The organism is Micromonospora sp. ATCC 39149 (assembly GCF_000158815.1).
In the GTDB taxonomy this organism is placed as follows: Bacteria; Actinomycetota; Actinomycetes; order Mycobacteriales; family Micromonosporaceae; genus Micromonospora.
Genome location: NZ_GG657738.1, coordinates 4,695,498 through 4,715,493 on the forward strand (window position 1 = coordinate 4,695,498; position 19,996 = coordinate 4,715,493).

Annotated in this window: 18 protein-coding genes; 10 read left to right on the forward strand and 8 right to left on the reverse strand. The window is 72.2% G+C overall.

The window, feature by feature from the left end:
- The 8 genes from MCAG_RS33800 to MCAG_RS31175 all read right to left on the reverse strand — a co-directional run.
- A partial coding sequence (locus MCAG_RS33800; protein ID WP_036374458.1) for a hypothetical protein occupies positions 1 to 615 on the reverse strand: 615 nt, incomplete at its 3' end.
- Entirely contained in the window at positions 612 to 1,595 is a 984-nt protein-coding gene (locus tag MCAG_RS20440) for a nitroreductase family protein (protein ID WP_036374461.1), read from the reverse strand. The genes MCAG_RS33800 and MCAG_RS20440, both read right to left, overlap by 4 nt.
- A 125-nt stretch (positions 1,596 to 1,720) precedes the next feature.
- Complete coding sequence (locus tag MCAG_RS20445) at positions 1,721 to 2,251, reverse strand: hypothetical protein (RefSeq protein ID WP_036374464.1); 531 nt, start codon at positions 2,249 to 2,251, stop codon at positions 1,721 to 1,723.
- Positions 2,248 to 3,351 (reverse strand): lantibiotic dehydratase C-terminal domain-containing protein, encoded by a 1,104-nt coding sequence (locus tag MCAG_RS20450; protein WP_007074886.1) that lies wholly within the window; start codon positions 3,349 to 3,351, stop codon positions 2,248 to 2,250. The genes MCAG_RS20445 and MCAG_RS20450 overlap by 4 nt, the downstream gene beginning before the upstream one ends.
- Positions 3,344 to 4,366: a lantibiotic dehydratase C-terminal domain-containing protein gene (locus MCAG_RS20455; RefSeq protein WP_007074887.1), complete on the reverse strand. Its 1,023-nt coding sequence runs from the start codon at positions 4,364 to 4,366 to the stop codon at positions 3,344 to 3,346. The genes MCAG_RS20450 and MCAG_RS20455 overlap by 8 nt, the downstream gene beginning before the upstream one ends.
- Positions 4,359 to 6,986 (reverse strand): lantibiotic dehydratase, encoded by a 2,628-nt coding sequence (locus MCAG_RS20460; RefSeq protein ID WP_007074888.1) that lies wholly within the window; start codon positions 6,984 to 6,986, stop codon positions 4,359 to 4,361. The genes MCAG_RS20455 and MCAG_RS20460 overlap by 8 nt, the downstream gene beginning before the upstream one ends.
- The gene (locus tag MCAG_RS29810) at positions 6,987 to 7,712 is read right to left on the reverse strand and encodes an alpha/beta fold hydrolase (protein WP_050778025.1); all 726 of its coding nucleotides are present in this window, start codon (positions 7,710 to 7,712) and stop codon (positions 6,987 to 6,989) included. It abuts the gene before it with no gap.
- 242 nt (positions 7,713 to 7,954) lie between these two features.
- A complete protein-coding gene (locus MCAG_RS31175; RefSeq protein ID WP_157548159.1) occupies positions 7,955 to 8,131 on the reverse strand; it encodes a thiocillin/thiostrepton family thiazolyl peptide in 177 nt (58 codons plus the stop codon).
- Between the two features lie 234 nt (positions 8,132 to 8,365).
- On the opposite strand from MCAG_RS31175, the gene MCAG_RS20470 reads away from it, so the two are divergent.
- The 10 genes from MCAG_RS20470 to MCAG_RS20515 all read left to right on the forward strand — a co-directional run bounded on the left by MCAG_RS20470 (position 8,366) and on the right by MCAG_RS20515 (position 19,112).
- Positions 8,366 to 9,592 (forward strand): cytochrome P450, encoded by a 1,227-nt coding sequence (locus MCAG_RS20470; protein ID WP_007074891.1) that lies wholly within the window; start codon positions 8,366 to 8,368, stop codon positions 9,590 to 9,592.
- A complete protein-coding gene (locus tag MCAG_RS29815; RefSeq protein WP_007074892.1) occupies positions 9,586 to 10,476 on the forward strand; it encodes a class I SAM-dependent methyltransferase in 891 nt (296 codons plus the stop codon). The genes MCAG_RS20470 and MCAG_RS29815 overlap by 7 nt, the downstream gene beginning before the upstream one ends.
- A complete protein-coding gene (locus MCAG_RS20480) occupies positions 10,473 to 11,522 on the forward strand; it encodes an NAD-dependent epimerase/dehydratase family protein (protein WP_083802323.1) in 1,050 nt (349 codons plus the stop codon). The genes MCAG_RS29815 and MCAG_RS20480 overlap by 4 nt, the downstream gene beginning before the upstream one ends.
- Positions 11,519 to 12,826, forward strand: coding sequence for a glycosyltransferase (locus MCAG_RS20485; protein ID WP_036377665.1), 1,308 nt, complete (start codon positions 11,519 to 11,521; stop codon positions 12,824 to 12,826). The genes MCAG_RS20480 and MCAG_RS20485 overlap by 4 nt, the downstream gene beginning before the upstream one ends.
- Before the next feature lie 93 nt (positions 12,827 to 12,919).
- Complete coding sequence (tsrT, locus tag MCAG_RS20490) at positions 12,920 to 14,620, forward strand: tryptophan 2-C-methyltransferase (protein ID WP_036374472.1); 1,701 nt, start codon at positions 12,920 to 12,922, stop codon at positions 14,618 to 14,620.
- Positions 14,610 to 15,467, forward strand: a complete 858-nt coding sequence (locus tag MCAG_RS20495) for an SDR family oxidoreductase (RefSeq protein WP_036377667.1) — start codon at positions 14,610 to 14,612, stop codon at positions 15,465 to 15,467. Before tsrT ends, MCAG_RS20495 begins: the two co-directional genes overlap by 11 nt.
- Positions 15,464 to 16,564: a histidinol-phosphate transaminase gene (locus MCAG_RS20500; protein WP_050778026.1), complete on the forward strand. Its 1,101-nt coding sequence runs from the start codon at positions 15,464 to 15,466 to the stop codon at positions 16,562 to 16,564. Before MCAG_RS20495 ends, MCAG_RS20500 begins: the two co-directional genes overlap by 4 nt.
- Complete coding sequence (locus MCAG_RS20505; RefSeq protein ID WP_007074898.1) at positions 16,564 to 17,439, forward strand: SAM-dependent methyltransferase; 876 nt, start codon at positions 16,564 to 16,566, stop codon at positions 17,437 to 17,439. The genes MCAG_RS20500 and MCAG_RS20505 overlap by 1 nt, the downstream gene beginning before the upstream one ends.
- Positions 17,436 to 18,680: an acyl-CoA dehydrogenase family protein gene (locus MCAG_RS20510; RefSeq protein WP_007074899.1), complete on the forward strand. Its 1,245-nt coding sequence runs from the start codon at positions 17,436 to 17,438 to the stop codon at positions 18,678 to 18,680. Before MCAG_RS20505 ends, MCAG_RS20510 begins: the two co-directional genes overlap by 4 nt.
- Before the next feature lie 15 nt (positions 18,681 to 18,695).
- Positions 18,696 to 19,112, forward strand: coding sequence for an ester cyclase (locus MCAG_RS20515; protein WP_007074900.1), 417 nt, complete (start codon positions 18,696 to 18,698; stop codon positions 19,110 to 19,112).
- Positions 19,113 to 19,996: the final 884 nt, after the last annotated feature.

Here is a 19,996-nt window from a genome sequence, read left to right on the forward strand (position 1 = left end):
CCGGTCGGCCAGCGCCAGGGCGGCCGCTGTCTCGTCGACGTTGAACACCCCGACGAGGTGCCGCGCCGGGGTGGGCACCCGGCTGCGCAACCGGACGGGCGCCCCGCCGGCGGCCAACTCGTCCGCCATCGCCAGCAGGTCCTCGGACGGGTCGGCGTCGGCCAGCGTCACGTCCGCGAAGCCCGCGTCGAACAGCGCGGCGGCCAGCGGCACCGCGCGGTCGGCCGGTCCGACCACCGTCACCGTGCTCGCCCGGACGGCGGCCAGCGCCGAACCCGCATCGGCCGAGAAGTGCCGCAGGTATTCCAGCTGCTGCCCGAAGGCCGCCTCCCACTCGGGCGGGACCGCGCCGTCGGCCGGTTCCCGGCGGACCACCCGCCGCTGTTCCAGCGTGTCCAGCAGGTGCCGCACGTACGCCGCCTGGGCGCTGTTGAGCCGCGCCACCAGGTCGTCGACCACCACGCCGGCGTCCAGCAGCGGCGCGAGGCGCTCCACCCACCCTGCGACCGCCCGGCCGCGCAGGGTGAAGGAGCTGTCGGTGGTGCGGATCCAGATGCCGTCCTCCACCGGCACGTAGTACGCGTCGGCCCGCAGGCGCAGTAGTGACCGGCTCAACGGATCGCCTCCAGGGGTGCGGATGCCTCGTCCTGCGTGATGCGGCCCGCCGCGCGGGCCGCGACCGGGTTGATGCTCGACTCCAGGTACAGGCCGCGCCGGTACGCGCCGAAGGCCACCATGAGCAGCGCCGTCCAGCCCGCGTCGCGCAGGCCGAGCGGCTCGTCCAGTTCGCCGCTGGCGAAGCCCAGCACCGGGTGCCCGGTGGCGCCGGACGCGGCGGCGGCCGAAACCATCCGCAGCGCCATGAGCCCGGCGACGTGGTGCTGCACCCGGTAGGCCAGCGGGTCGCCCGCCTCCCGGTGGGGCGAGGCCGCGCCGACGAGCAGGACGATCGCGGGTGCCTGGGCCAGGTTCATGTACCGGCCGAACATGCTGTGCAGCACGCGCGCGCCGAAGTCGCCGTCGGCCAGCGTTCGCAGCGACCGCCGTTCGTGGTCGACCAGGTGGGCGCCGGCCGGCAGGCCGGTCACGTTGCGGGCGAGCAGCACGCACCGCACCTGGTCGAGCGCGGCTCCGCCGCCGGGCAGGTCGCTGTCCAGCGGCGCGCAGGCTTGGTCGAGCCACCGCGCCAGGTCCGCGCCGGCCAGCGGCGTGGGCCGTAGCTGCTCGGCCAGGGCCGTGCGTGCCCAGGAGGCGGCGACCGGCACCGCCTGCGTCCCCTGCGCCGGCAGCGGGTGGACCGCGCCGCCGGTGAGGGCGTCGGGCAGCGCGAGTGGCGGCAGGTGCACCGGGCCGGTACGCCCGCCCCGCTCCTGGCATGCCGCGTGCATGCGGGCCGCGCCGGTGGTCCGGGGCGGACGCTTGGCGGCGCCGGTCCACCGGGCGGGCCGGGGGGTGGGGGCGGAGAGCGCGACCGGTGCGGGCATCGCGGGCACCGGCTGGTGGGGGTCGACGTCGATCACCGCGACGACCGCCTCGTCCGTCGGGTCGAGGCCGAGGTGGGCCAGAACGTCCCGCTCGTCGGTGCTGAACGTCACCCGGCAGGACCAGCCCCACCGCCGGGCGACCGACTCGAACTGGCCGATGACGGCGCCGGAGTCCAGGGCACCGATCCGGAACGAGAAGTCGCTGTACTTGTATTAGTTCTTCCACAATGGTTTGGTCAGGACCATCTGCATGGCGTTCGGGTGGCGGTACCTGCTTTATCGGGCATGGCCCACAGCGCGTGCCGGGTGGCGTCGTAGTGGTACGTCCCGGCGGGCAGCTGCGGTGACGGGCCGGTCAGGACGTAGCACTCGGCGGGGAAGGTCACGCCGCCGGACGGCACGGGCCGGCGGAGCTGGAAGTGCGGGTCCCGGTGCACCGCCCTTGGCTCCTCCGGGCTGCTCTTGGCGATGCCCCAGGGGTGCCAGCGCACCCCGGTCAGCCCGTAGCAGGCTTGCAGGTAGCCGCCGATCCAGGTGGTCGGGGAGCCGGAGGCCAGCGCCTTCGCCTCCTCGGGCCCGCCGGTGCCCAGCGCGTACGGCAGCGGCGCGAGCGAGACTCTCGGCAGGTCCGGATACCAGCGGAACGGGCTCGGGATGGCCGCCCAGTCGATGCTCCAGCCGGCCGGGTAGACCTCGTCGAACGTGCCGCGCAGCCGCCGGGTGAACCGTTCGACCTCGGCGGGCCCGAACGGCGCAGGCGCACTCATCGCGCCGCCTCGGACTCCGGCTGCACCGACCGGATGATCTCCACCGCGTCGAGGCCGAACTCCTCCTCGAAGCTGCGGGCGACGAGGTGGAACAGGGTGTACCGGTCGGCCAGGGTGAACCCGAGGCGGTAGAGGTGCCAATGGGTGTATCCCTGGGCCAGCCGCGAGGCCAAAAACCGTCGGTCCTCGCGGATCATGCCCTGGAAGTAGGGGTTGTCGGCGATCGCGCGGTGGATGCCGGCGACCGCCGGCGTCGGCGCGTCGGCCAGCCAGGGCACCTCCGGCCGGCGGTAGAGGCCGTCCGGCGACGGGGCGAGCTTGACCAACTCTCCGTTGCGCGGGTTGGCGTACAGGAACAGCCGGCCCTCGTCGAAACCCTGCTGGATGCGCGGCAGGTACGAGCGCAGGACGTGGGTCCACTCCCCGGCGAACTCCGGCAGGCCGGACAGGTCTCCCTCCGGCTCCTGCAGGGCCTCCACCAGTTCCCGGGCCCGGGCCCGCAGGCGGTCGCGGTTCATCTCGTAGCGCCGGTTCTGCTTGGCCCGCACCGCCTCCGGGTCGCGGATGAGCAGCAGGTATCCCTCGTAGGTGGCGAGGTAGGAGAGGTACCCGGCGCGGAAGCCGAGTTCACCGAGCCGCCCCGGCAGGCGCGGCCCGAGCAGCGCGCCGGTGCAGACCAGGAGGTCGAACGCGTGCGCCATCCGCAGCGCTCGGTCGCCCCGGGTGAGGCGCAACGACCGGACCGCCAGCGGCGTCGTCTCCGCCCAGAAGGACTCCAGCATGTCCAGGCCGCCCGGCCCGCCCAGCCAGTCGTGCTCGTAGTTGTACGGCCGGTCGACGAACATCTCGTTGGGGGCCGCCGCGCCGACGGCCTGGGTGGCGATGTGGGCCTTGAGCCGCTCCACCACCGAACGGGTGGAGCACCAGATGCGCAACCGCAGGTACGGGGTGCCCCGGTGGTTCTCGCGCAGGTAGAACCACCGCTCGGTCTCGCCGAGCTCCATCGAGTGGTCCAGCAGCGGCGCGGCCACGTCCAGCAGGATGTCCTCCTGCACCGACCAGGGAACGTTGACCGTGAGCTGGAAGCTGTTGTTAGACATGGCTACTCCTGCTTGTCGACATGGTGGCGTCCGCCGTGTCCGGCATGGCGGTGCCGGCCAGATCCAGTGCGGCGCGGTGGCCCAGGTACGCGACGAAGCACTCGCCCTGGGGCCGTACGTTCATCCGGTTGTTGGTGGTGTGCAGGTACTGGCAGACGAGCGCGGCGAGCGCGACGAACGGAGGGGCCTCCGGCGCCACCTCGCCGGGCCACACCTGTCGGGCCGCCACCAACGGCCGGAGGGCGGCGAGGGCGTCACCGAGCAGGCGCTCCCACGCCTGGCCGAGCCCGCCGCCGACCGGATCGCCACGGTCGACCGACCGCAGCAGTCTCCGGTAGGTGTCCGCCTGGTGCCGGTACTGTCCGTCCCAGGCGGCGAAGAGGCGGTCGGGGTCGGGCACGTACGGCGCCCAGCGTTCGCGGTAGTGACGCAGGAACACGGTGCGTGCCGCCGCGTCGAGGCCGAGCGCGCGGGCGGAGAGCAGGAGCAGTTGCAGGGAGATGCCCAGCCGTGCGCGGTCGACGGGAACGGTGCGGATCACCTCGGCGGTCAGCCGGGAGCTGCCGTCGAACACCTGCTCCGCGATGGCGACGCCGCGCGGGCCGCCGTATTTGGCCAACTCCGGTTCGTAGTCGATCCACCGCAGCGAGTTCGGTGGCTCCGGCTCGGTCACCTGCCCGATCTCGTCGGTGCCGTGCTCCAGGCGGCTCAGGTGTCGCAGCGAGTCGCGCACCCTCTCCGGCTCCAGCCCCGCGGGCCCGGGATGTTCCCGCAGGTAGGCGGTGACCGTGCGTTCGACGTCGGCGCGGACCGCGTCCGCATCCGCCTCGGCGACGCGCAGCCGCACCCGTACGTGCGGGCCACGTTCCCAGTGCCGCAGGAAGAACGCCTGCCGGGCAAGCCCGCGTGCGCGCAGCCCGTCGATCATCGGCAGCAGCAGGCCGGCGAGCAGCGGGTCGGGATCGTCGTGGTAGAACACGTGGCAGGACAGCCAGCGCGTGGCGTCGTCAGTCATCGTCGCCTCCCACGGTCTCCAGCAGGTACTCGCGCACCCGCGCGTCCGGCCCGCCCCGGCCGACCTCGGCGCCCGGCAGCGGAAGGCACTCCTGCAGCGTCAGGTCGTCGTCGACGCGGCTCAGCGTGCGCTGCCAGGCCCGCACGCTCGTCACGCTGGTGAAGTCCACGAGCGCGGGCTTGCGGGCCGCGGAGGACGGGAACTGCACGAGCGAGCGCGCGTTGCGCCGGCGCTGTTCCGCCTCGAGCGGGACGAGCGGATCCGACAGCGTGAACTGACGGGAGAAGACCAGGTCCGGCAGGCCAAGGTCGTGCTGCCAGCGGCGGATCTCCCGGTAGCCGGCGAGGCCGTCCTGCCCGGCGACGGCGGGCAGGCTCGCGGGCGGCAGCTTCCAGGTCCGTCGGGCCACCACGACGCTGCCGACACGCACCCGGGGGTACGCCCGCACGCCACGGTCCGCTCCGGTCGACGGCTGCCGCTGGTCGACGCGATCCCACCAGCCGAGGTTGGCCAGCGATCCGGTCGAGAAGAAGGAGAGGAAGCGGTAGAACTGCGGGGCGAGCTCGTTGAGCAGGAAGTTGAGTGGGACCAGCCGCAGCGGCGGGCCGTCCCGGCCCACGGTGAGTTCCAGCCGTCCCCCGTGGACCCGCGCCCAGCAGTCCTCCAACGAGATGCCCGCGCCCGGCCAGCCGCCCGGGGTGCCGCAGGGGTAGCGCAGGTAGCGCGGCAGCAGGGCCGGGTGGATGTTCGCGTTGATGCCGAGCACGGCGGACAGGTCGACGGACCGGATCGGCGCGGTGTCGGGCTCGGCCAACTCGCGGCGTACCGTCTCGGTGAAGCGTGCCGCCGCCGCGTCGGCCGCCTCGAAGGAGTAACAGAACCGGGAGATGGTGCGGCCGTAGCCGATCGCCGAGGAGTTCAGCACCAGGCGCTCCGCGCCGTCCTCGCCGGCGTAGCGCTGCACCTGCCAGCTCACCCGCGCCCAGCGCGACACCCAGTCGGGCTGGTCGGCCAGTGCCCGTAGGCGCGCCGGGTCGAGGACGACCTCGGCGTCGCCCGGCGTGCCGGGGTCGACCATGCCGAGGACCTGGTCCTGGAGCTGGCGCAGGGCCACCGGGATCGGCGCGTGCAGGTCGACCAGGCGGGCGATCAGCGCGTTGCGCGCCCTGGGCACGGACAGGGCCGAGTAGAGCGTGAGCAGGCGGTGCGGCCCGGGGCCGAACATCGCCTCGACGACCTGCGCCACGGTGGCCCGGGTGTGGGCGTGGTCGTCGAACCACGGTACGACCCGGTGCAGCGCGGCGAGGGTGTCGAGGTGCGACTCCCACCGAGCTCGGGGCTCGGCCAACGGCCGGGGGTCGACCGCGTCCTCGTACATCAGGGTGCGGGCGAACTCCAGGGGCGGCAGGTCCACCCCGCACAGCCCGGCCAGCGCCGCGATCCGGGCGCGCAGCTCGGCCAGCAGGTCGCCGCGCTGCCGCGGGTCCGCCCCGGCGAAGGCGGTCTCCGCGTCGAGCAGGGCGCGGACCGCGTCGCGCAGCTGTTCGGGGCAGTCCCCGGGGAGCAGACGGAGCAGGGCGCGCAGCGGGTCGCCGTCCTGTTCGCCGAGGCCGAGGTCGGCGGCGAGGACGCCGGCCTGCTGGAGGCCGACGACGTCCGCCTCGCCGCCGCCAGTCGAGGCGCACCGGCGAATCAGCTCGGCCCGGGTCACCGGGTCGTCCGCGGGCAGCCGGAGCACCTCGGCGAGGGTTTCGGTGCGGGGCAGGCGGACGATGCGCTCGGTGAGCGCGGACTCGGCGGTGCCGTCGCGGCCACGGACGAGGAACGACACGGTGTCGGCGGACGCGGACACGACTGGTGCCCGCCGGAGCGTGGCGTGCTCGCGGAGCGCGGGATGGTCGGCGAGCGTACGTTCCACCCAGTTGACCAGCTGGCGGGGCAGGCGGCACACGGAGCGGACCTGGTCCGGCTCCGGCTCCGGCGCAACGTCCGACTGGAGCAGTACCGGCCGGGTGTGGGTGAGCTGACCGAAGGGCGACGGCTTGAGGATGCTGCGGGTGACGAGGTTGACGAGGGTCGCCTCGGTGGTCCGGGCCCGCTTGTCGCGCCCGGCACCGGTCGCGACGTCGTCGGCGAACCGGTCGATGTTGTGCAGCAGGCTGTCGGCCGTGAGCTGGGCGCCGGCGCGCAGGGGTGCCTGCCGGGCCAGGTCGGCCAGCGCCTGCTGCTCGGTCGACCAGCTGGTGTCGTACTCGGTCGGCAACAGCGCGGACAGCGACTCCCGCCGGGCGGCGAGGGCGGCCAGCGCCGGTGCGCCGGGCACGGCGTGCTCGACGAGCACCGCGAGGTCGTCGGCCTCGACGGGTGCGCCGCGGTGCAGGCGTCGGCGGGTGCGCAGCACCTCCGCCCGGAGTTTCCGGTCGGGCAGCTCCGGCACCAGCGAGGTGGCCGCCTCGGCCACCCGGGGCGCGTGACGCGACCAGTCCCGGTCCAGTACGGCCAGTTCGGTCAGCAGGTCCGCGAGTTTCGGTGAGCGGAGATCTTCCAGGGCGGACGCCGGCAGGGCGGACACCCGGACGACGCCGTATCCGGCGAGCCTGGTCTCGGATGAAGGCGACACTCAGCTCTCCCCGTCGTGTTGCGCGGCGCGCCGCTCGTGGAAGGTGGTCCGCCGCGTGGTGATGCGGGCGTCGAAGTCGTCGACGAGCGTGGCGAAGAGCCGCGGGCTGTCCTTGGGCACCAGGTGCCCGGCTGCCGGCAGCACCGCCACGTCCGCTGCGGCGGCCACCGGCTGTACCGCGATCCGCTCGGCCTCCAGCAGCGCCCCGTTGGCGAGCAGGACCGGGACGTCGAGGTGCCCCAGGTGGTCCCTGTCGGGCAGGCGGAGCCGGCCGCTGGACAGCTCTTCGAGGGTGAGGGTGAGCAGGTGAGGCCACTGGGGACCGTGCAGCTTCTCGAAGTGGCGGCCGGTGTCCGGGCTGCGCTCGGCCAACCGGATGAAGCCGGAGAGCCACCGTCGCAGCGTGGCGTCCTGGGCGGTGAAGGAATAGCCGGACACGACCACTCCCCGGATCCGGTCGCCCAGTTCGGCTGCTGCTCGCAGCGCGACGGCGGAGCCGAGGTACGAGACACCGACCAGCAGGGACGGCTCGCTGCCCAGTGCGGCTGCGGCCACGACCCGCTCGACGGCGGTGTGGCTGAGCTTCTCCGGCACGGGGTCGTCGGCTCCGTGGCCGGGCAGTTCCACGGCGGTGACGGACCGGTCGGCCCACAGCGGCAGGCAGGGGCCGTAGTGGAGGTCAGCGGTCCCCAGCAGGCCGGGTACCAGGATGAGCGGAGAAGCCATCCTGTCGTCGCCCCCTTCTTCGACAGGCATGCGGGCACGCGGCACGCGCCCGGGTGCTGCGCGTGTCATCTGATCGTGGACAAATTTTTATGATGAAAGTGAATTGCTGAAAGGGTAATTGGCAATGAGCGGATCGCCCCCCGCGGAAAACGGGGCGGCCAAGCCGTGACCTGGCTGCGGGAGTCTTCCGCGGGGAGCAACCACGCGTTGTGCCAGTTCGGTCTAGACCAGGCGCCGAAGCGTCAGGAGCTACAGCTGCAGGTGCAGATGCAGGTGGTGCAGGAAGACGACGACGTCATCGTCTCGGTGAGGTCGGCGGTGTCCAGGACGGTCTCGTCCAGGTAGTCACCGATCTCGAACGTGTCGATGTCCAGGCCGGTGAGGCCGTCGACGCCGACAGTGGTCGCGTTCGCGTCCATGCGTTCCTCCTTTCGTTGCTCGATGCGCTTTCTGTGAATTGCCCTCCACCCGCACAGTGCGGTATCCGGATGAGTGGGAGGCATTGACATAAGACCATATTGCCCAAGGTCATGCAAGAAAGGAGAAGGTAGGGATTTCACTGTTGCGACGTCGTCAGCGTGCGTGGTAGCTTGAGCCGTAGCCACACGGTAGATGCAACTATGTCGATCATCATGCACGGGGGAACGTAGGCTATGGTGAGTGATGCTGTCCTCCAGTTGTCAGACCTCGTTTATCCTTTTGAACGGCAAGAGCTGGGGTCACCTTCACCGATCTATGACTGGCTGCGGGAGCATCACCCCCTGGCCCGCGTCCGCACCGCCTACGGGACCGATGCCTGGCTGGTCAGTGGGCATAAGGAAGTCAGGGCCGTGCTGGTCGACGAGCGCTTCAGCGCCGGGACGCCGACCACCGCCGGCATCGAGGCAGCCGAGCCGGAGGACGATCCGGCAAAGGCGTTGTTCAATCTCGACCCGCCCGATCACACCAGGCTGAGGCGCGTTTCCGCTCCCTTCTTCACGGTTTCCCAAGTAAAGTCACTCAGGCCGAGGTTGGAACGAATCGCCGACGGGCTTGTCGATGCGATGGTGGATTCTGGTGCCCCTGCCGACCTCGTTCAGGCTTATGTCCATCCACTCGTCTCCGGCACACTCTGGGAAGTCTTGGAGGTGTCGGAGGATCTGCTTCCGGCGTTTCGTGCGTGGGCCGACGAGCTTCGGGAGATCAGAGAACCATCGTGGGATCCGGACCCGGCCACAAATCCCGTCCTCATCAACCGGATCAAGTTGCGGCGTACGATGCAGGCACTTATCGCGGAACGGCGGAGAAATCCGGGCGACGACATAGTCAGCAAATTCCTGGCGGCCCGGGAGCGCGGCGAAATAGTTGACGAACCAGAGCTGATAGTTCAACTGACCGGAATGGTTCTAGGTGGAATCGAACCCACGTTCAACATGATGGGTCTCGCGCTACTCACCACACTTTCAGAACCCGGTCTGTTGCGCCGGATGCGGGACGACCCCGACACCATCGGGGCGGCGGTGGAGGAGATGCTGCGCTACCACGCGCCGACCGACATCGGTTTCGTGCGGGTCGCGAAAACCGACGTCGAGATATTCGACGCCCACATCAAGAAGGGCGACGTGCTGATCGTCGCCCTGGCCTCGGCGAACCGGGACGCCACCGTCATACCCGACGCCCACCGGCTGGACGTCACCCGCACGGAGAACCCGCACGTGGCGTTCGGGTACGGCCGGCACCACTGCCTCGGCGCGCACCTGGCCCGCCTGGAGATCGGAACGGCCCTGGCCGTGCTCGCCCGCCGACTGCCGGGCCTGCGCCTGGCCGTGCCGTTCGAGTCGGTGCCCCGCAGGCTTGCGCTGGCCCAGTTCGGCCCCGAGGAGTTGACCGTCACATGGTGAGCGGCGCGGCGATGGCGGCGGAGCCCGGACGGGACGGCGCGACCACCGCCGTCAAGTACCAGGTGGCCGAGGCGTACGACCGGGTGGCCGACGCGTTCGCGGACGACCCGTTGACCACGCCGGTGGCCCGCCGGCTGATCGACTTCGTGGGCCTGACCGCCGGGCAGCGCGTCCTCGACATCGGCTGCGGCCGTGGCGCGGTGCTGTTGCAGGCAGCCGCCGTCGTGGGCCCCACCGGCCGGGCGGTCGGTGTCGACCTCGCCCCCAGGATGGTGGAGCACACGGCCCGGGACGTCGCCGCGCGGGGACTGGCCCACGTCGAGGTGCGGCTGGCGGACGGCGAACACCTGGACGAGTCGCCCCGCAGCTACGACGTGGTGCTCGCCAGCATGGTCATGCACGCCATGGACGACCCGGCCGGAGCGCTGCGGGCCTACCGGACGCTGCTGCGTCCCGGCGGGCGGGTCGGCATCGCCGAGTTCGCTGGCGCGGACGAGAGATGGGCCGCCGCGATGTCGGTACTCGCCCAGTTCATCGATCCGCAGGCGTTGCCCCGGCAGACCGCGATGCCAGCGGGTGCCGTGCTGCTGTCGTCGACGCAGGGGGTCCTCGACGCGCTCGGTGAGGCCGGGTTCGGCGAGGCGGAGGTGGTCGAGGTCACCCAGGAGGTGCCGTTCGACAGCCCACGGCAGTGGTGGGAGTGGACCGAACGGCACGGCGTCGCCTCGTTCGTCGCGCTCATCCCCGACGCGCGACGCGTGGCGGCGGAGGACGCGGTCTCCCGCGAACTGGACGCCCTGCGGGACGCCGACGGCCGGCTGGTCTACCGGCTGCCGATCCGCCTGGCCCGGGCCACCGCCCCGATCGCAGGCACGACCACATGAGCCGGTCAGGGATGGTCATCGGCGCGACCGGCCAGCTCGGCGTCGCCGTCGTGGCCCGCCTCGTCGCGGCGGGGTACGACGTGACGGCGGTGAGCCGCGGCACCCGCCCCGCGCCCTGGCCCGACTCCGACCGGGTGCGCGTCGTGCACGCCGACCGGGACGACGACGCGAGCCTGCGCCGCGCGGTGGGGGGCGGCTGTGACCTCGTGGTGGACTGCGTCGGCGCGACGCCCGACCACGCGCGGCAGTGGCGCGATCTCGCGGGTGAGGTGGGGTCGGTGGCGGTCGTCTCGACGGCCGCCGTCTACGCCGACGCCGTGGGCCGCACCCTGGAGACGGCGGCGGCCGGGCGGGCCCCCGATTTCGACGGGCCACGTAGGGAGACCGACCGCACCGTCGAGCCGGGTACCGGTTCGTACGCCGCCGTGCGGCGGGCGTTCGAACTCGCCATGATCGATATCGACGACCTGGATGTGACGGTGCTCCGGCCCGGCGCGCTGTACGGCGTCGGCGGCGTGTTCCTGCGCGAGTGGTACCTCGTGCGGCGGGTGCTCGACGGGCGGTCCCGGGTGATCCTCGCGCACCGGGGAACCAACCGCTGGCACGGCACGGCGACGGAGAACCTCGCTGCCCTGGCGGTGCACTGCGCTGCCCTGCCCGGCCGTCGGGTGCTCAACGCCGCCGACGCGCAGGCCCCGACCGTCCTGGACATCACCCGCCTGGTCGGTGAGCGCCTCGGCCACCACTTCGAGGTGGTGCCGCTGGACGGCGGCCCGGCCGCCGGGGTGGGCAACAGCCCCTGGTCGTCGTCGCGCTCGGGGCTCGTCCTCGACCTCTCCGCCGCCAGCGCTCTCGGCTTCACCCCACCGGTCGACCACCGGACCGCGATCGCGGACGCCGCCGCGTCGCTGTACGAGCGGGCCAAGGCGGGCGCCCCGGAACTGCGACCACTGCTGGACGGCGACCCGTTCGGGCACCACGACTACGCCGCCGAGGACGCGTGGCTCGCCGGCCACCCGACCGGCCAGCCGGAGTCGGCCCGATGAGGGTGCTCGTGTACGCGTACGGCACGCGCGGCGACGTGCAGCCCTACCTGGCGCTGGCCTACGCCCTCCACCGGGAGGGACACCAGGCCGTGCTGGCCGCTCCCGCCCGGTTCCGGTCCCTCGCCGAGCAGTACGGGGTGGGCTTCGCCCCACGCGACGACGAGTGGCTGGGCATCCTCAACGACCCGGACGTGCGCCGGATCCTGGAGCGCGGTGGTTTCCGGGGCGGTCTGGACAGCTCCCGCCGCAAGCAGGTGCAGCAGCGGCTGCGCACCGAGTTCTCCCGCCTGTTGCCGAAGATCCTCGACGACACCTGGGCGGCGGCCGGCGGCGGCGCCGACCTCGTCGTGCACTCCCAGGAGTTCGTGGACCAGGGGCAGCAGGTCGCTGAGGCGCTCGGGGTGCCGGCCGTGCTCGCGCTGCTGCACCCGTACGTCGTCCCGTCGTGGCAGTACCCGAGCGCGCTGTTCCGGTTCGACGCGAAACTGCCCGGCGTAGTCAAGCGGCTGAGCTACGTTCCGCTGCGGTTCCTGCGCCTGGAAACCGCCACCGTGCAGCGCTGGCGCAGCGAGCGGCTCGGCCTCCCCCCGCGGCGCGGACAGTACGACATGCTGCGCCAGCCCGACGGGAGCCGAACGACCGTGCTGCACGGGTTCAGCCGCCACCTGGTCGCGCCCGCGAGCGACTGGCCGAGCGGCGTGCACACGACCGGCTTCTGGCTGCTGCCCAGCGAGGGCCGGTGGAGTCCCCCGGACCCGCTGGTGCGGTTCCTCGACTCGGGGCCGCCGCCGGTGTTCGTCGGTTTCGGCAGCCTCAGCGGCGACGACCCGCGCCGGATGGGCGAGATCGTCGTGGCGGCCGTCCGGAACCTCGGTGTCCGGGCCGTGGTCAGCGGCGGGTGGGACAGCATCCGGATCGACGTGCCCCCCGACGACGTCTTCGTCCTCGACCAGGCGCCGTTCGACTGGCTGTTGCCCCGGCTGCGGCTCGCGGTGCACGCCGGCTCGGCCGGCGTCGCGAACGAGGCCCTCGCGGCCGGCATCCCGCACGTGTCCTGCCCGATGCACCGCGAGCAGGAGCTGTGGGGCGACCAGCTGCACCGGCTCGGGCTCGCGCCGCCGCCGATCCGGCAGCGCGACCTGACTGCGGACAACCTCACCGCGGCGATGCGTACGGCGCTGCGCGACGTCGACATGGCCGAGCGGGCCCGCCAGGTCCGCGAACAGGTCCGGGCCGAGGACGGGGCGCGTGCCGCGGTGCGGATTCTCGAACACGTCCACGCGGAACGGTCCGTTCGCCGGTGAGCGGTGACCTGCGCGTCGGAGTCCGTCCGACCCGTCAGTGGGCCTCCCGGCCGCCGCTGCCCCGGGCCCGGGGCATTCCGAAGGAGAGCGCGAATGAGTAATGGCCTGGTGGTCCTGGTCAACCCGAACCTGGTGCACCCGCCGATCGCGCCGTACGCGCTGGATGTGCTCACCACCTCGCTGGAGGCGGCGGGTTTCGAGGTGGCGGTGCTGGACCTCACGTTCCACCGGGACGACGTCGCGTCGGTGCTGCGCGGGTACCTCACCGAGCACCGGCCGCTCCTCGTCGGCGTCACGATCCGCAACACCGACACGGTGTACGCCCTGGAACGGCGGCCACCGTTCCTCGTCGGGCACCGGGAGATCATCGAGGAGATCCGGCGGCTGACGGACGCACCGCTGGTGGTGGGCGGGGTCGGCTTCTCCACGATGCCGCACGCGCTCGTCGACTACTTCAACGTCGAGTACGGCGTGCGGGGCCCCGGCGAGGTCGTCATCTGCGAACTGGCCGCGGCGCTGCGCGCCGGCCGGCCCCCGTCAAGCGTGCCGGGCCTGCTGGTCAACGAGGGCGGCGGCCGGGTGGTCCGGACGCCGGCGCCGGCCGGGACCCCCGACGGCGGCAGCATGGTCTGGCAGGTGAACCGGGTGTCGCCGTACGTGCGCCGCTCCGGCGTGCCCCTGCGGGTGGACAACCTCGCCTACTACCGCAGCGGCGGCCTGGGCAGCATCCTGACCAAGAACGGCTGCCCCTACCGGTGCGCGCACTGCGTGGAACCGAACGCCAAGGGCACTAGCTTCGCGGGCCGGGACACTGCCGCCGTGGTCGACGAGATGGAGATGCTGCTCGCCCAGGGCATCCACGATCTGCACACCACGGACAGCGAGTTCAACCTCAACATCGCCGGCAGCAAGAACCTGCTCCGCGAGATCGTCCGCCGCAAGGACGCCGACCACGGCAGCCCGTTGCACCAACTGCGGTTGTGGGTCTACTGCCAGCCCGCGCCCTTCGACGAGGAGTTCGCCGAACTGCTGGCCGCGGCGGGCTGCGCTGGGATCAACGTCGGGGCCGACCACGTGCGCCACGACCTGCTCGACAGCTGGAAGGTCACCGCCGGGGGGCGGCGCTACTACCGGCACGAGGACACCGAGCGGCTGGTGAAGCTCTGCCACAAGAACGACATGTTGACGATGGTGGAGGCCCTGTTCGGGATGCCGGGCGAGACGCCGCGCACCATGCGGGAGTGCGTGGACGAGTTCCTCGGGCTCGACGCGACCGTGACCGGGTTCAGCCTCGGCCTCCGGCTGTTTCCGTACATCCCGCTCGGAGCTTCGGTCGCCGCCCAGTCGGCGGGCGTGCGCACCGTGCCGGGGGTGCGCGCGAACACCGGCTCGGGGCCCATCCTCCTCAAGCCCCTGGCCGAGTGCCGGGACGCGGTGGAGTACGAACGGCAGTTCGTGTTCGACCCGGCGGGCGAGTTCCGGCTGCTGTGCTACCTGTCGCCCGACCTGCCGGGGGGCGACGGGCCGCAGGCGGGCTGGGAGGAGGCCCTCGAACTGCTCTGGAGCATGGTGCCGGCGGCGGAGCTGCACCGAGTCATGCTGCCCACCATCGCTGGGATCAGCGAACACGACAACAACTACGCCGACAACCCGTTCCTGCTCGACCTCGTCCGGCAGGGCTACACGGGTGCCTTCTGGGCGCACTGGCGCGACCGCGCGGAGATCATGCGGGCCGGCGGGGCCGGGGTCCTGGTGAGCGCCGGTGGGGAAGGGGTCGGTGACGATGCCTGGTGAGGCCGTCCCCGGCACCTCGGTAGCGGTCGTCACCGGAGCGGGGCGGGGGATCGGGCGGGCGATCGCGCTCGGACTCGCCGGCCGGGGCGTGTCCGTCGGTCTCCTGGGGCGCGACCTCGCGCGGCTGGAGGCCGTCGCCCAGGCGTGCGCGGCGCACGGGTCCGCCGCCGCCGTCGCCGTGGCGGACGTCCGCGACGCGCGGGCCGTCCGCGATGCCGTGGCCGCCGTCGAGGGGCAACTCGGCCCGATCGACCTGCTGGTGAACAACGCGGGTGCCATCGACCGCGCCGAGGCGCACCTGTGGGAGGCCGATCCGGACGACTGGTGGTGGGTCTTCGACGTCAACTTTCGGGGCTCGGTCAACCTGTGCCAGGCCGTGCTTCCGGCGATGGTGGCCCGCCGCCACGGCCGGATCGTCAACCTCAACTCCATGGCGGCAATCCGGCAGGACCACCGCTACACCGCCTACCGCGCCGCCAAGGCGGCACTGCTGGCCCTCACCGGAACGCTCTGCGGTCCACTCGCCGAGCAGGGAGTGACGGTGCTGGAGCTGAGCCCGGGCGCGGTCGAGACGGACATGACCCGCGGCATGGCGATGTTCGCCGGGCGAACCGACTGGACCAGCGTCGACCTCGTCGTCGACGCGATCGTCCGTGCGTCCAGGGGCGAGCTGGACGGGCTGTCGGGCATGTTCCTGCACGTCCCGGTCGACGATCTGACCGAACTGGCCCACCACGCCGACGACCTGCGCCGCACCGGCGCGCGGACCCTGCGGCTGAGCCCGGCCGGACCGTCGGATCCGCTCGCGCCGCTGCTGGGACGACGACCTTCCGGAGTACGGAGATGACGGTGCCGGCCTTCCTACGCGCTGACCTGTCCGCTAGCCCGCAGGCCCGGCCGGCGGAACCGGCCCCCGTCCGGCTGGCGCACAACGAGCTGCCCTTCCCACCCCTGCCGTCCGTGGTGGCCGCACTACGGCAGGCGCTGACGGACGCCCACCGGTACCCGGACCCGGCCGCCACCCGGCTCGGCCGCCGCCTCGGCGAGCTGCTCGGGGTCCCGGAGTCCGACGTGGTGGTCGGCCCCGGGTCCGCGGTGCTCCTCCAGCACCTGGTGCAGGCGACCTGCACGCCCGCCGATGCCGTCCTGTTCGGCTGGCCGTCGTTCGAGGCGTACCCGTTCGTCGCCGACGTGCTGGGCGTCGGCCGGCGGGCTGTGGCGCTCGACGCCACCGGCGGTCACGACCTGGACCGGATGCTCGACGCCGTCACACCGGCGACCCGGCTTCTGATCATCTGCAATCCGAACAACCCGACCGGCGCCGTGGTGGCGCGGCAGCGGATCGCGGAGCTGGTGGACGCCGTGCCCGACCACGTGCTCGTGGTCCTCGACGAGGCGTACCGGGAGTTCAGCCCGGCGGTGGACGGGGTGGCCGTGTTGCGCGCCGCCCGTCGCGCCAACGTGGCCGTACTGCGGACGTTCTCCAAGGCGTACGGACTGGCGGGCCTGCGGGTCGGGTACTGCATCGCCCCGGGCCCCGTCGCCGCCGCGCTGCGGAAGGTCACCCTGCCCTTCACCGTCACCGCAGCGGCCCAGCTCGCCGCCCTGGCGAGCCTGGACGCCGGTGACGAACTCGCCGGGCGGGTCCGCGAGGTGGTGACGGAGCGCGAACGCGTACGCGCGGCCCTGGAGTCGATGGGCCGGCCCTGCCCACCGTCGCACGGGAACTTCCTGTGGCTGCCCTCGGTGCCGGACGCGGACGCCTTCGCGGCCCACTGCGCCTCGGCCGGGGTCCACGTCCGGGCGGTGCCCGGCGAGGGGGTGCGGGTGACCGTCGGCGGCGTCGGGGACAACGAGGCGTTCCTGCGCGCCGCGGCGTCGTTCCCCGGCGGGTGGCACCGGTCGGGCGCGGCGTCCGACCGTACGGCGTGGAGGGAAGACTGATGCTCGGGGTGAGCGGCACCGCCCGCTGGATAACGCACGCGCGCGCCGCGGAGACCCTGCGGGCCGACCGCCTCTTCGCCGACCCGCTCGCGATCGCGCTGCTCGAGCGGATGGAACCGGAGGTCCTGACGCAGCTCCGGGAGAACCCGACACCACGTTTCGACGTGCTCGCCGTGCGGACCAGGTTCTTCGACGAGTATCTGCGCCGCGCGTCCCCTCAGCCGGGCCGACGGCAGGTGGTCATCCTGGCCGCCGGCTTCGACACCCGCGCCTTCCGGCTGGACTGGCCGCCCGACACGACGGTGTACGAGGTGGACCTTCCCGAGGTGGTCGCCCTGAAGGAGCCGTTCCTTGCCGAGCACGCCCCCCCGGAGCGGCCGTGTCACCGGGTGGCGATCCCCGCCGACCTCACCCGCGACTGGGCCGACCGGTTGTGCGGGGCCGGGTTCGACCCTGGGCGCCCCACCGTCTGGCTGGTGGAGGGGCTGCTGTACTACCTGACCGACGCCGAGGCGGAGACGCTGATCCGGCAGATCCACGCGTTGTCCGCAGCCGACAGCACGCTGGCGCTGGAGCACGTGAACCCGGACACCTACCGCGCGCCGTGGCTGAAGGACTGGCTGCGCGAGATGGGGGAGGGCGGCCGGCCGTGGCAGTCGGGGGTCGCCGACCCGGAGGAGTGGCTGTGCGCGCTCGGCTGGGACGCGCGGGTGCGCGAGCCGAGCGACCTCGCCATCGCGCGCCGGCGCTGGGTTCCGCGCACCCCGCCACGCACCGTGCCGGGAGTGATGCGGACCTGGCTGGTCGTCGCCGGCCGGCGTCCGGCTCCCGCCGCGCGGGAAACCGCCACCACCACCCGGAAGGAGTCGCGGTGAAGTTGCACTGCCCCCCGTCCCAGAACCGGTTCGTGGAGCTCGCCGACCGGCTGGCTGCCACGTTCCGTGAGCGCGCCCGACAGTACGACCAGAGCGGGGCGTTCCCGTTCGAGAACTTCGCCGACCTCCGCGAGAGCGGGTACCTCGGGCTGACGGTTCCCGAGGAGCTGGGTGGCCTGGGCGGGGACCTCACCGACATGGTGTTGGCGCAGGAGCGGCTCGCCGCCGGCTGCGGATCCACCGCGCTCACCGTGAACATGCACCTGTCGATGGTCGGTCAGCTGGCCCGGTCGTGGCGGACGACCGGGGAGGAGCGCGCCGAGAAGATGCTCCGGCAGGCGGCCAACGGGTCGGTCGTGCTGGCCGGCGCCACCGCCGAGCCGGGGCACGCGCTGGTGCGGTCCACCGGCAGCCGGGCCCGGCGCGTCGACGGCGGCTACGTCGTCACCGGCCACAAGACCTTCGGCACGGGGTGCGCCGTCATGACGCACATGACCTCGATGGCCGTCTACGAGGAGCATCCGGACGGCCCGCATGTGCTGATCTTCCGCCTCCCGGTGGACACCCCCGGTATCAAGATCAAATCGGGTACGTGGAACACCTCCGGGCTCCGGGCCACCCGCAGCGAGAACATCGAGCTTTGCGAGGTGACCGTGCCGGACGAGGCGGTCTCCCTCAGCTTCCCCGTCGGCCGGCTCGACGGCACCCTCCTGCAGACGCTCTGGGGCTGGGCGATGCCCTCCTTCGCGGCGGTGTACCTGGGCATCGCCGTCGGCGCGTACGAGCAGTGCGTGCGGGACCTGGCCCGGCGCGGCTGGCAGGACCGGGCCTTCGCGCAGGCGACGGTCGCCGAGTGCGAGGCGCTGATCGAGAGCGCCCGCGCCCTCGTGGCGCGCACGGCGGCCGAGGTGATGGGCAACAGCCTGTGGACGTCGATGAGCGTGCAGCAGGGCATGAGCCGGGTCGTGCTGGCCAAGACGGTGGGGACCAACAACGCGGTCGCCGTCGTCGACCGGGTGATCCAGTTGGTCGGCTCGCCTGCGTTGCAGGCCGGCTCGGTGTACGACCGGGCGCAGCGCGACGTGCGCGCGGGCACCATGCACCCGTACAGCAACAGCGATGCGTGCGACCTGGTCGCGGCCACCGTCTTCGGCCGTGCGGTCGCGCCCGAGAACCCTCCGGCGCGGGACCTGCTGGCGACGGCGGACACCCGGCGTCCGGCAGGCGCGAACTCACGGTGAGGAAGGACGGCGACGATGGACAGGGATGACGCGCTGCGTCTCGTGGACGATTTCGTGGGGGCGTACAACGATGGCGACCTGAGCCGCCTGGACCGCTGCATGGCGGCCGGCTATCGCCACCCCAACCCGGCGGCGGCGCAGGGCCGCGACGGGATGAAGCAGGCGGTGGCGCGCTGGCGCTCGGCGGTGGACGACCTGCGGCTGTCGGTCGAGGACGTGATCGTCGAGGGCGACAAGATCGTCGTCAGGATGACGTTCTCCGGCCGCCAGGTCGGCGCGATCCTCGACATCCCGCCCTCGGGTCGGGAGTTCTCGATCGGGCTGATCGACATCTTCGTCGTGGAGAACGGCCTGCTCGCCGGGCACTGGGACGAGATGGACCGGCTCGGGCTCTACCGCCAACTCGGCGCGCCGGTGCCGGCCGCGACCTGAGGAACGAGCGCGCCGCCGGGGAGGCGAGCGAAACCTGATCTGCGGGCGCCGGGCTCAGGCCCCGGAACGCGCCAGCAACAAGGGCTCTGGCCTGGTGGTTTCCACCGGGCCGGGGCCCTTCTTCTGTCTCCGCGGCCCGGCCAGGCATCGATGGTCGTCGGAGTCCCGATCCTCGTGACCGATCCCTCGTGGCCGAGTCCCGGGCGGGCCTATCGCTTCCGCGACCATTCGTGTCCATGCAGGACGGCTGACAGAAACAGTTGTCGACGGTACGCTGTGGACGCCCGAAATCCGGGCCAGCTATCTACCGGAATCGTCCTGCCGACTTTTGCTGTCTGCGCGGCGGAGCGATGCTGGCGACGCTTGCCGAAACCCGATGTCTGTTATTCCTGCGTCACCGTGGGTGCTTGTTCCTGCGTCACCGTGGGTGTTGCTTTCGTTGGGCTGAGTAATCGTCTACGCATTGTTGTCAGCAGATCACGTTGAATGAGAGGGCACTGATGCATCGGCCCAAAATGTCTAGATGGCGTCTGTTTTCTGCCGTCGTCCTCGGCGTCCTGCCCGTCCTTGCCGGCGTTCCGTCCACGGCGGCCAGCCCGGGGGCGGCCGGATTGTTGCCGCGGCCGTCGACGACGTTCCAGCACGAGTTGCTGGGAAAGGCTGTTCCGGACGAGTGCTTCAACGGCATCGGGATGCCCTACCCGGCTGGCCCGCCGTGTGCGCAGGGTCAGGCCAAGGTCAACCAGGCATACGTGTGGTCGCTCGCCCAGGCGAACAATCGACTCTGGTTCGGCACCGGAGCAAATGTCAACTGCATCGTGACGGGATCGACTCTCTCTCTGCCCGAGCCGCGACTGAACGATGACTATGCGTGTGAGTTCGCG